The following is an 11863-nucleotide window of genomic DNA, read 5'->3' as shown; positions in this document are numbered from 1 at the left end:
AGGTCACTCGAGCGACAGGCCGGCGCCGAGGATGGCCTCGAAGATGAGCCCGTTCTCCTCGTCGAAGAACTTCGTCGAGACCTCGTCCCAGCCACCGAAGTCGTCGTCGACCGTGAGCAGCGTCGGGACCTCGGGGAACGGGTTGGACGGGTCGGCCGCGCCCTCGACGGTGCCGCCGTAGTCGACGTCGTCGCGGATCGGTCGGAACCCGGTGAGCGCGAACTGCTTCTGGCCCTCGTCGGAGAGGACGAAGTCCAGCCAGGCCTGCGACGGCTCGGAGGCGTCCTCGAGGATCGCGCCCGCGTTCTCGATCAGGAGGCTGGTGTCGGGGATGACGTACTCGAAGCCCTCGTCGTTCTGGGCGGCGAGGATCGCCTCGTTCTCGTAGGCCATCAGCACGTCGCCGGTGCCGCCGAGGAAGGCGGTGGTGGCGTCGCGGCCGCTGCTCGGCAGCGAGACGACGTTCTTGAAGAACTTGTCGACGTACTCCTTCGCCTCCTTCTCGGTGCCACCGTCGCTGATCACCTGGCCGTAGGCGGCGAGGGCGTTCCAGCGCGCGGCACCCGAGGACGCCGGGTTGGGGGTGACGATCTCCACGCCCGGCTTGATGAGGTCGTCCCAGTCCTTGATGTTCTTGGGGTTGCCGTCGCGGACGCCGAACACCACGACCGAGCGCGAGACGACGCCCTTGTTCTCACCGGCGTCCCAGTCGTCGGCCACGAGGCCCTCGTCGACCAGGCGGGTGACGTCGGTCGGGACCGAGAAGTGGACGTAGTCGGCCTTGAGCCCCGCGGCGACCGCGCGGCTCTGGTCCCCCGAAGGACCGTAGGAGGTCTGGAACTTGACGCCCTCACCCTCGGGCGTCTTGGTGAACTCCGTGGCGATGTTCTTGTTGGCGGCCTCGGGCACCGCGAAGCCGACGATGTGGATGGTGTTGGAGTCATCCTCGTCGCTGCTGCTGGCGCCACCGGGGGCGCACGCGGACAGGGCCAGTGCCCCGACAAGTGCGGCCGCAAGCGCGGCACGTGAACGGATCTGCATGGGGGATGCTCGACTTTCTCGATCGGTGTGCAATGTCGAGAAAGATACATGACTTTATTGACCGCGGTGACATTGCCCGGACTTCGGGCGCGTGTCGTGGGTCACCCTCGGCGCGGACGGGGTACCGGAGAGGCGTCCATCACGTGGGGAGCGGCGGGAAACCGCAGGCGCCGCGACTATCGTGGGCAGTTGGGAGACGACTCTCGTCACACGTAGGAAGCAGGGCAGCAGGTGACCCACACCGACAAGCAGGTCAAGCAGCTCGACCGCGTCATCATCCGGTTCGCGGGAGACTCCGGTGACGGCATGCAGCTGACCGGTGACCGGTTCACCCAGGAGACCGCCGCCTTCGGCAACGACCTGGTCACCCTGCCGAACTTCCCCGCCGAGATCCGGGCGCCCCAGGGCACCCTGCCCGGAGTGTCGTCGTTCCAGGTGCACTTCGCCGACCACGACATCCTCACCGCGGGCGACGCCCCCGACGTGCTCGTCGCGATGAACCCGGCCGCGCTGCGCGCCAACCTCGGCGACCTCCACAAGGGCGCCACGATCATCGTCGACACCCACGACTTCACCGCGCGCAACCTCGCCAAGGCGGGCTACACCGACAACCCGCTCGACGGCGACACCCTCGACGCGTACGCCGTGCACACCGTCGACCTGACCGGCATGACGATCGAGGCGGTCAAGGACTTCGGTCTCTCCCGCAAGGACGCGTCGCGTGCGAAGAACATGTTCGCGCTCGGGCTGCTGTCGTGGATGTACGGCCGTCCCACGGACCCGACGACGACGTTCCTCACCAAGCGCTTCGCCAAGGTCCCCGACATCCGCGACGCCAACCTGGCGGCGTTCAAGGCCGGCTGGAACTTCGGCGAGACGACCGAGGCCTTCGCCGTCCAGTACGAGATCAAGCCGGCGACGCTGCCGCCCGGCACCTACCGCAACATCACCGGCAACCTCGCGCTCGCCTACGGCCTCGTCGCCGGCGGCGTGCAGTCCGGCCTCCCGGTGTTCCTCGGCACCTACCCGATCACCCCGGCCTCCGACATCCTCCACGAGCTGTCGAAGCACAAGTCGTTCGGCGTCACCACGTTCCAGGCTGAGGACGAGATCGCCGGCGTCGGCGCCGCCATCGGTGCGTCGTACGCCGGTCACCTCGGCGTGACCTCCACCTCGGGCCCCGGCGTGGCGCTGAAGTCCGAGGCGATCGGCCTCGCCGTGATGACCGAGCTCCCGCTGGTCGTCGTCGACGTGCAGCGCGGCGGCCCCTCGACGGGTCTGCCGACCAAGACCGAGCAGGCCGACCTGCTCCAGGCGATGTTCGGCCGCAACGGCGAGGCGCCGGTGCCGATCGTGGCGCCCCAGTCCCCCGGCGACTGCTTCGCCGCGGCCGTGGAGGCCACCCGGATCGCCGTCACCTACCGCACGCCGGTCCTGCTGCTCTCCGACGGCTACCTCGCCAACGGGTCCGAGCCGTGGCGAGTCCCGGCCGTCGACGAGCTGCCCGTGATCGACCCGGGCTTCGCGACGGAGAAGAACCACGGCAGCGGCGACGACGCCGAGTTCTGGCCCTACCTGCGCGACGAGAAGACGCTCGCGCGACCGTGGGCGATCCCCGGCACCGCCGGCCTCGAGCACCGCATCGGCGGCCTCGAGAAGGGCGACGGGCACGGCAACATCTCCTACGACCCGGCCAACCACGACTTCATGGTCCGCACCCGCCAGGCCAAGGTCGACCGGATCGCCGACACGATCCCGCTGGTCGAGGTCGACGACCCGTCCGGCGAGGCCAAGGTGCTCGTCCTCGGCTGGGGGTCGACCTACGGCCCCATCGGCGCCGGCGTACGCCGCGTGCGCAAGGCCGGCTACCACGTCGCCCAGGCGCACCTGCGCCACCTCAACCCGTTCCCCAGCAACCTCGGCGAGGTCCTCGCCGGCTACGACAAGGTCCTCGTGCCCGAGATGAACCTCGGCCAGCTGTCGCTGCTGCTGCGCGCGAAGTACCTCGTCGACGCCGTGGGCTACAACCACGTCCGCGGACTGCCCCTCAAGGCCACCGAGCTCGCCCACGCGATCGGTGAGCTGGTCGGGCAGGCCGAGGGCATCGACGTCGAGCTCGGCGTGTGGGGCGAGCCGACCCAGAAGGAGCACGTCTGATGACCACCTCTCCGCTGACCGACCTCGGCCTCCCCGGCCTGCGCTCCGGGACCGAGCAGGTGCCGGCTGCCGACGGCCCGCAGACCGGCAAGGACTTCACCTCCGACCAGGAGGTGCGCTGGTGCCCCGGGTGCGGCGACTACGCCGTGCTCAAGGCCGTCCAGTCCTTCCTGCCCGACCTCGGCCTGCGCCGCGAGAACATCGTGTTCGTCTCCGGCATCGGCTGCTCCTCGCGCTTCCCTTACTACCTCGACACCTACGGCATGCACTCGATCCACGGCCGGGCGCCGTCGATCGCGACGGGCATCGCCACGGCGCGCGAGGACCTGTCGGTGTGGGTCGTCACGGGAGACGGCGACGCGCTGTCGATCGGCGGCAACCACCTGATCCACGCGCTGCGACGCAACGTCAACATGACGATCCTGCTCTTCAACAACCGCATCTACGGCCTGACCAAGGGCCAGTACTCCCCCACCTCGGAGACCGGCAAGATCACCAAGTCGACCCCGATGGGCTCGCTCGACCACCCGTTCAACCCGGTGTCGCTGGCCCTCGGCGCCGAGGCGTCGTTCGTCGCGCGCACCATCGACTCCGACCGCAAGCACCTCACCTCGGTGCTCGCCGCCGCGGCCGCGCACCGCGGCACGTCGCTGGTCGAGATCTACCAGAACTGCCCGATCTTCAACGACGGCGCCTTCGACGCGATCAAGTCGCCGGAGACCAAGGCCGACGCGATCATCCCGCTCGTCCACGGCGAGCAGATCACCTTCGGCTCCACGCTCGAGGACGGGCCGATGGCGGGCAAGGGCGCGAAGGCCCTCGTGCGCGACGCCGCGACCGGTGGCGTCGCGGTGGTCGCGACCGCTGACGTGGACGCCGCGGACATCCTGGTCCACGACGCCCACAACGACGACCCGACGATGGCCTTCGCGATCTCGCGGCTCACCGACTCCGGCTACCTCAACACCTCGCCGATCGGCGTGTTCCGCCAGGTGCAGCGACCGACGTACGACGACCAGGCCCGCGAGCAGCTCGCCACGGCCGCCGACGCGGCCGGAAATGACGCCACCGCCGACCGCTCCGCCCGTCTGGCGGCGCTGATCGGCGGCGGCGACACCTGGACGATCCTCTGATCGTCGGGGCGGGGTGACCGGGGCTCAGTCGAAGTAGAGCGTCCAGACCTTGCCCTTGGTGTTGCCGAAGCCGTCGGAGTGGTCGACCTTCGAGCGCCACTTCCAGCGACCCCTGTCCGGGGCGTAGATGCGGGTCTTGAAGACGCCGCTGTCGTTGGTCTTGACCTTCTTCACGGTCTTCCACTTGCAGGAGCCGCACGCCTTCTTGAGGATCTTCACCTTCTGGTTGGCGTAGGGCAGCAGGGTGCCGTCGACCTGCGGCTCCATCACCGTGCCCTTGAGCTTGAACGCGTTGTAGGAGACCTGCTTGGTCTTCGGCGGCACCTCGTCGATGATCCGCTTCGGAAGCGACCCGGCGCCGGCGCTCGTGCTGAGCCCGCCGACCAGGAGCAGTGCGGCGACCAGGGCCGCCAGGACGGTGCGGACAGTCCGCATGGTGAGTTCCCCCTCGAGTGATGATGACTTCTCCGGCCTGCGGGGTCCGCACCCCGAGGCCGCTCCATGGTAGGCGACCGGCCGCCCCTAGACTCCGGGAGTGCCAGATAGCCGACGCGGACTGATCTTCGGCGCGCTGGCCTACATCCTCTGGGGCACCTTCCCCCTCTACTGGACGCTGCTCCAGCCTGCCGGGGCGCTCGAGATCCTCGCCCACCGCATCGTCTGGTCGGTGCTCACGATGCTCGTCATCCTCGTGCTGGCGCGCCGCACGGGGCACTTCCGCGCGCTGCTGCGCGACCGCCGCCGGCTGCTCCTCATCAGCGGCGCGGCGGTCGTCATCACGGTCAACTGGGGCGGCTACATCTGGGGGGTCAACAACGGCCGCGTCGTCGAGACCTCGCTGGGCTATTTCATCAACCCGCTCGTGACCGTGCTGATGGGCGTGGTCGTCCTCGGCGAGCACCTGCGGCGGTTGCAGTGGATCGCGATGGCCATCGCGTTCGTCGCGGTCGTCGTCCTCACCGTCGACTACGGGCGCCCGCCCTGGGTGGCGCTGGTCCTCGCGTTCTCCTTCGGCACCTACGGCCTGCTCAAGAAGCAGGCGGGTGTCGGAGCCGTGGAGAGCATCACGCTGGAGACCTTGATCATCGCGCCGTTCGCGGCGTCGTACGTCGTGTGGCTGGTCGCCACCGGCGAGTCGAGCTTCGGCAGCCACGGTGCCGGGCACGCGCTCCTCTTCACCACGACCGGCGTCATCACCGCGGTCCCGCTGATGCTCTTCGGCGCCGCCGCGATCCGGGTCTCGATGGTCTCGCTCGGGCTGCTGCAGTACCTCGCGCCCACCATCCAGTTCGCCCTCGGCATCCTGGTCTTCGAGGAGGCCATGCCCGCCAGCCGCTGGATCGGCTTCGGCCTGGTCTGGGTCGCGCTGGCGATCTTCACCGTGGAGGCGCTCAACCACCGCCGCCGCCAGCTGCGGCTCGTCGCGCAGGCCAGCGCCGTCTGAGCCCCGCGCGGTCGAGCGGTGCGCCACCCACAAACCGGCGGCCCGGAAGGTGGCTCAGCCACCGCCCACCGGTGATCAGGAGGAGCGGGTCGCGACGATGTCGGCGAAGGACTCCAGGGCCGTGCGGACGGGGCCGGGGTCGAGGGCCTCGAGGAGCTTCTTGGCGCGGGCGGCCTCGGCCAGCACGTGGTCGCGCGCCTGCTCCATGGCCGGGTGGCGGCGCATCAGTTCGAGGGCCTCGGCGTGCTCGGCGTCGTCGGTCAGCGGACGGCCGAGGAGCGACAGCAGGCGGGCGTCGGCGGGGTCGGTGGAGGCCTGCGCCATGAGCACGGGGAGGGTGGGTACGCCCTCGCGCAGGTCCGTGCCGGGCGTCTTGCCGGAGGCGTCGGACTCGGAGGCGATGTCGAGGATGTCGTCGGTGAGCTGGAAGGCCGAGCCGACGATCTCGCCGTAGGAGCTCAGGGCCTCCACCACCTCGGGGCGAGCGCCGCTGAACATCGCGCCGTAGCGGGCGGACGTGGCGATCAGGGAGCCGGTCTTGCCGGCGACGACGTCGAGGTAGTGCGCCAGCGGGTCCTCGCCCGGGCCCGGCGGGACGGTCTCCATGATCTGGCCCTCGACGAGCCGGGTGAAGGTGCGGGCCTGGATGAGGACCGCCTCCGGCCCCAGCTCGGCGGTGAGCTCCGAGGAGCGTCCGAAGAGGAAGTCGCCGGTGAGGATGGCGACGTTGTTGTCCCACCGCGCGTTGGCCGTGCGGGCGCCGCGGCGCAGGGCCGCCTCGTCCATCACGTCGTCGTGGTAGAGCGAGGCGACGTGGGTGAGCTCGACGACGCAGGCGGCGGTGTCGACCGCCTCCGCGTCGGGGTCCGGGCCGGTCTCGGCCGCGAGCAGCACCAGCAGCGGCCGGAAGCGCTTGCCGCCGGCCATCATCAGGTGCGTCGCGGCCTCCGTGACGAACTGGGCGCGCCCCCGGCAGTGGTCGGCGAGCATCGTCTCGATGCGCGCCATCCGCTCGACCAGCCGCTCCTGGAGAGCGGCGTCGACGACGGGCATTGCGAGGGGCGAGTCGGTCACCTGATGAATTCTCCCGCAACCGCCGCCAGATCCAGCACCGGGCCCGGCAGCACGCCGAGCACGAGGGTGATCGCGGCACCGACGGCGATGGTCGTCGCGGTCAGCACCGACGGGTACGCCACGCTCGGACCGTCGCCGACGGGCTTGTCGAAGTACATGACCTTGATGACCCGGACGTAGAGGAACGCCGCGATGATGCTGGCGAGGACGGCCGCCACGACGACCGGCCAGGCGCCGGCCGCCAGGGCCACCGAGAAGACCGCGAGCTTGCCCACGAAGCCGGACGTGAGCGGGATGCCCGCCATCGCCAGCAGGAAGAAGGCGAACACCGCCGCCACCACCGGCGACTCCTTGCCGAGGCCGGCCCAGCGGTCGATGGCGGTGGTCTCGCCGCCGCTGTCGCGCACCAGGCTGACCACGGCGAAGGCGCCGATCGTCGCGAAGCCGTAGGTGGCGAGGTAGAAGAGCACGGCCTGCACCGAGCTGATCTCGCCGACGGCGAGCTGGTCGGATGCCTGGAGGCCGAGGACACCGGTGAGGATGAAGCCGGTGTGGGCGACGGACGAGTACGCCAGCAGCCGCTTGATGTCGGTCTGCGTGATGGCCAGCGCGGCGCCCACGAACATCGACAGGACCGCGATGATCCACAGCATCGGCTGCCACGACCACCGGTCCGCGCCGAGGGCGACGTAGAACAGGCGCATGATCGCGCCGAAGGCCGCGACCTTGGTGCCGGCCGCCATGAAGGCGGTGACGGGGGTCGGGGCGCCCTGGTAGACGTCGGGCGTCCAGGCCTGGAACGGCACGGCGCCGACCTTGAAGAGCAGGCCGACCGAGAGCAGGCCGGTGCCGATGAGGAGCAGGGACTGGCTGCCGACGTCGTTGCGGACGGCCTCGTTGATCGAGGCGAAGTCGAGCGAGCCGGCGAAGCCGTAGACCAGCGCCGCGCCGTAGAGGAAGAAGCCGGACGAGAAGGCGCCGAGCAGGAAGTACTTGAGCGCGGCCTCCTGGCTGAGCAGGCGGCGGCGGCGCGCGAGGCCGCTCAGCAGGTAGAGCGGCAGCGACAGCACCTCGAGGCCGACGAACATCGTCAGCAGGTCGTTGGCCGCCGGGAAGAGCATCATGCCGAAGACCGCGAACATCAGCAGCGGGTAGACCTCGGTGTGCTCGCGGTTGGCCGCGATCGACGCCGCCTCCGCGTCGGTGCCCGGTACGGCGGCGGCCTGGCCGGCGAACGCCGACACCCCGCCGTCGAGCTGCCGCTCGGCGAAGAGCAGCACGCCGGCGATGGCCAGCGCGAGGACGAGGCCCCAGATGAAGAGGCTGGGCCCGTCGACCGCGATCGTCCCGCCGACGGCGAGCACGCCGCGCGCGGCGCCGTCGTCGTACTCCGGAACGTCCTGGCCGACGAGCACGACGCCGACCAGCGCGAGCACGAGGCCACCGAGGGCCAGCACGACCTGGGCGGTGTAGCGGACCGAGCGCGGGAGGAACGCCTCGACGACGACGCCGAGGCAGGCGGCGCCGAAGACGACCAGCAGCGGCCAGAGCTCGAAGTACTCGATGCTGGGCTTCACGAACTCGGTCACTGGGGACCACCCTCCTGGCCGATGCCCACGCTCGCGAGCGAGTCGTGGACGAACGGGTTGATGACGTCGAGCAGCGGCATCGGGTAGAAGCCGAACAGCAGGAGCGCGAGCAGCAGCGGGGCGAGGATGCCGACCTCACGCCGGTCGAGGTCGACCACCGGCGCCGCGCCGACACGGTCGGGACCGGTCATCGTCCGCTGGTACATCCAGAGCGCGTAGAACGCGGCCAGGACGATGGCGAGGACGGCGACCGAGCCGACCACCCAGTGGTGGTCGAACGCGGCGATGATGACGAGCATCTCGGAGACGAACGGCGACAGGCCGGGGAGGCCGGCCGCGGCGAGGCCCCCGACCAGGAAGAAGCCGGCGAGCACCGGGGCTGCCTTCTCGACACCGCCCATCTCGCGGATCGAGGCGGTGCCGGTCCGGCGGATGAGGAACCCGGCGACGAGGAACATCAGCGCCGTCGCGATGCCGTGGTTGACCATGTAGAGGATCGCACCGGAGCTGCCGTTCGAGCTGAACACGAAGATGCCCAGCACGATGAAGCCGAAGTGCGAGAGCGACGTGAGGCCGATCAGGCGCAGGACGTCGTCCTGGCCGATGGCCACCAGCGCGCCGTAGATGATCGAGATCAGCGCGAGCACGATCACGACCGGCGTCGCCCACTGCGAGGCGTCGGGCAGCAGCCCGAGGCAGAAGCGCAGCATGCCGAACGTTCCGATCTTGTCGAGGATGCAGACCAGCAGCACCGAGGTGCCGGTGGTCGCCTTCTCCGTCGTGTCGGCCAGCCACGTGTGGACCGGGAACATCGGCGCCTTGATGGCGAAGGCGATGAAGAAGCCGACGAACAGCCAGCGCTGCGTGGTCTCGTCGATGTCGAGCGCGGCGAGGTCGCTGATGAGGAAGCTCGGGTTGCCCGCGTCGGCGGAGACCACGTAGAGCCCGATCACCGAGGCGAGCATGATGAGCCCGCCGGCGAGCTGGTAGATGAGGAACTTGGTCGCGGCACGTCCCCGTCCGGCGCGGCCGAAGCCGCCGATGAGGAAGTAGGCCGGGATGAGCGTCGCCTCGAACACGACGTAGAAGAGCAGCACGTCGGTGGCGGTGAAGACGGCCAGCGACATGGCCTCGAGGCCCAGGGTCCAGGCGAAGAACGCCTTGGCGCCGTTGTTGCCCGGGGCGTCCGCCTCGTGCCAGCCGGCGAGCATCACGATCGGCACGAGGACGACCGTGAGCAGGACCATCAGCAGGCCGAGGCCGTCGACGCCGAGCGCGTAGTGGACGCCCAGCGAGTCGATCCACGTGTAGGTCTCGGTGAGCTGCATGCCGTCGCCGACGTGGTACTGCGTGGCGGCCACGATGCCGGCGACGAGGGTCGCGGCGGCGAAGCCGAGGCCGACCAGCCGCGCGACCGCGGCCGGCACGACGGCCGTGACGAGGGCGCCGACGAGCGGCAGCAGGATCAGGACAGTCAGGATCATCCGAGGTTCACCGCCAGCAGAGCGAGGACGACCAGCAGGGCGCCACCGAGGAGGGACAGGGCGTAGGAGCGGACGAAGCCGTTCTGGACGCGGCGCATCGTCGTGGACAGGCCGGCGACGGCGGCCGAGCCGCCCTCGACCGCACCGTCGACGCCGACGCGGTCGAAGGTGGTCAGGCCACCGACGAGCTCGGCTCCGGGTCGTACGACGACCGCGTCGTTGATCGCGTCGCCGTAGAGGTCGGCGCGGGCGGCCCGGGTCGCGAACGACACGTCCTGGGGGGCCTCGCGCGGGACCTCGCGCCTGCCCACCAGGAACCAGGCGGCGGCCACGCCGAGCGCGACGACGGCGGTGATGATCAGCGTGATCACGAGCGCCGGCAACGGCGGCTCGTGGTGCTCGACCTGACCGGTCACCGGCTCGAGCCAGGTGACGATCCAGTCGTTGAACAGCAGGATGCCGCCGAGGACCGACAGCGCGGCCAGCACGATCAGCGGGACCGTCATCACCTTGGGCGACTCGTGCGGGTGGACGTCAGGCTCCCACCGCTTGCTGGTGAAGAAGGTCATCAGCATGAGGCGGGTCATGTAGAAGCCGGTGATGCCGGCACCGACGAGGGCGAGGACGCCGACGAGGAGGTTGTCGGCGAGCGCGGTCTCGATGATCCGGTCCTTGGACCAGAACCCGGAGAAGCCCGGGAAGCCGATGATGGCGAGGTAGCCCATCGCGAAGGTCAGGAAGGTGACCGGCATCGCCTTGCGGAGCGCGCCGTAGTGGCGCATGTCGACGTCGTCGTTCATCCCGTGCATGACCGACCCGGCACCGAGGAACATGTTGGCCTTGAAGAAGCCGTGCGTGAGCAGGTGGAAGATCGCGAACGGGTAGCCCACGGGGCCGAGGCCCGCGGCGAGCATCATGTAGCCGATCTGGCTCATCGTCGACCCGGCCAGGGCCTTCTTGATGTCGTCCTTGGCGCAACCGAGGATCGCACCCCACAGGAGCGTGACGGTGGCGACGACGACGACCGCGGTCTGGGCAACCGGCGTGAGGTCGTAGATGAAGTTGGAGCGCACGACGAGGTAGACGCCGGCGGTGACCATGGTCGCCGCGTGGATGAGGGCCGAGACCGGGGTCGGGCCCTCCATGGCGTCGAGCAGCCACGCCTGCAGCGGCACCTGCGCGGACTTGCCGCACGCGCCGAGCAGGAGCAGCAGGCCGAGCGCGTTGAGGGTGCTCTGGCTCGCCTCGCCCGCCAGCTCGCTGACGCCACCGAAGTCGGCGGTGCCGAAGGTGGCGAACATGAGGGCGATCGCCAGCGACAGGCCGATGTCGCCGACCCGGTTGATGACGAACGCCTTCTTGGCGGCGGCAGCGGCCGACGGCTTGTGCTGCCAGAACCCGATGAGGAGGTACGACGCCAGGCCGACGCCCTCCCAGCCCAGGAACAGGCCCACGAAGTTGGCCGACATGACGAGCACGAGCATCGCCGCGACGAACAGGTTGAGGTAGCCGAAGAAGCGGCGGCGACGGGGGTCGTGCTCCATGTAGCCGATGGCGTAGAGATGGATCAGGGACCCGACGCCGGTGATCAGCAGCAGGAACAGAGCGGACAGCTGGTCGTAGAGCAGGTCCATGCCGACCGTCAGCGAGCCGGTCTCGAACCAGGTCCACAGGTGCTGGCCGACCTGGCGCGACTCGGCGTCACGACCCAGCAGCGCGAAGAACAGCACGAGGCTGAGCACGAAGGACAGCGCCGCCATCGCGGTGCCGAGGAGGTGGCCGTGCTTGTCGGCGGCGGCCCTCAGCGAGGTCGGCAGGAACGGTGCGACGCCGAGCAGCAGGACGGCGCCGAGCGCCGGGAGCGCGATGACCAGCCAGAGCAGGTCGAACACGCCGCCCGCGCCCATGTCGGGCGCGACCACGGGCGCGTGGCCGCCCTCC

The 11863-nt window shown here is 70.0% G+C and carries 9 protein-coding genes; 3 read left to right on the top strand and 6 right to left on the bottom strand.

Features of this window, described 5'->3' with window-relative positions:
* Positions 1-3: 3 nt before the first annotated feature.
* The gene (locus NYO98_RS01240; RefSeq protein ID WP_268109699.1) at positions 4-1041 is read right to left on the bottom strand and encodes a sulfate ABC transporter substrate-binding protein; all 1038 of its coding nucleotides are present in this window, start codon (positions 1039-1041) and stop codon (positions 4-6) included.
* A gap of 231 nt (positions 1042-1272) precedes the next feature.
* Here NYO98_RS01240 and NYO98_RS01235 point away from each other — a divergent pair, with 231 nt between their 5' ends.
* Positions 1273-3198 carry a 2-oxoacid:acceptor oxidoreductase subunit alpha gene (locus NYO98_RS01235; protein ID WP_268109698.1) on the top strand — a complete coding sequence of 642 codons (1926 nt, stop codon included), beginning with the start codon at positions 1273-1275 and terminating at the stop codon, positions 3196-3198.
* A gap of 14 nt (positions 3199-3212) precedes the next feature.
* Positions 3213-4331 (top strand): 2-oxoacid:ferredoxin oxidoreductase subunit beta, encoded by a 1119-nt coding sequence (locus tag NYO98_RS01230; RefSeq protein ID WP_407673858.1) that lies wholly within the window; start codon positions 3213-3215, stop codon positions 4329-4331.
* A gap of 24 nt (positions 4332-4355) precedes the next feature.
* Here the strand turns inward: NYO98_RS01230 and NYO98_RS01225 are convergent, their stop codons facing one another.
* Positions 4356-4766 (bottom strand): hypothetical protein, encoded by a 411-nt coding sequence (locus tag NYO98_RS01225; RefSeq protein WP_268109696.1) that lies wholly within the window; start codon positions 4764-4766, stop codon positions 4356-4358.
* Positions 4767-4866: 100 nt separating this feature from the next.
* Here NYO98_RS01225 and rarD point away from each other — a divergent pair, with 100 nt between their 5' ends.
* Positions 4867-5775: an EamA family transporter RarD gene (gene rarD, locus NYO98_RS01220; protein WP_268109695.1), complete on the top strand. Its 909-nt coding sequence runs from the start codon at positions 4867-4869 to the stop codon at positions 5773-5775.
* 75 nt (positions 5776-5850) lie between these two features.
* On the opposite strand, the gene NYO98_RS01215 is transcribed toward rarD, so the two are convergent.
* From NYO98_RS01215 to nuoL, 4 genes are read right to left on the bottom strand one after another with little or no spacing between them, the layout of a single operon-like run.
* Entirely contained in the window at positions 5851-6828 is a 978-nt protein-coding gene (locus NYO98_RS01215; protein ID WP_407673856.1) for a polyprenyl synthetase family protein, read from the bottom strand.
* 17 nt (positions 6829-6845) lie between these two features.
* Positions 6846-8438 (bottom strand): NADH-quinone oxidoreductase subunit NuoN, encoded by a 1593-nt coding sequence (nuoN, locus tag NYO98_RS01210; RefSeq protein WP_268109693.1) that lies wholly within the window; start codon positions 8436-8438, stop codon positions 6846-6848.
* On the bottom strand, positions 8435-9922 hold the full coding sequence (locus NYO98_RS01205; RefSeq protein WP_268109692.1) for an NADH-quinone oxidoreductase subunit M: 1488 nt from the start codon (positions 9920-9922) through the stop codon (positions 8435-8437). Before NYO98_RS01205 ends, nuoN begins: the two co-directional genes overlap by 4 nt.
* On the bottom strand, positions 9919-11829 hold the full coding sequence (gene nuoL, locus NYO98_RS01200; RefSeq protein WP_268110676.1) for an NADH-quinone oxidoreductase subunit L: 1911 nt from the start codon (positions 11827-11829) through the stop codon (positions 9919-9921). The genes NYO98_RS01205 and nuoL overlap by 4 nt, the downstream gene beginning before the upstream one ends.
* Between the last annotated feature and the right edge of the window lie 34 nt (positions 11830-11863).

The organism is Nocardioides pini, from assembly GCF_026712185.1.
Lineage (GTDB): Bacteria > Actinomycetota > Actinomycetes > Propionibacteriales > Nocardioidaceae > Nocardioides > Nocardioides pini.
The sequence above is the reverse complement of the archived record's forward strand: the minus strand, read 5'-3'. Positions and strand labels throughout refer to the sequence as shown.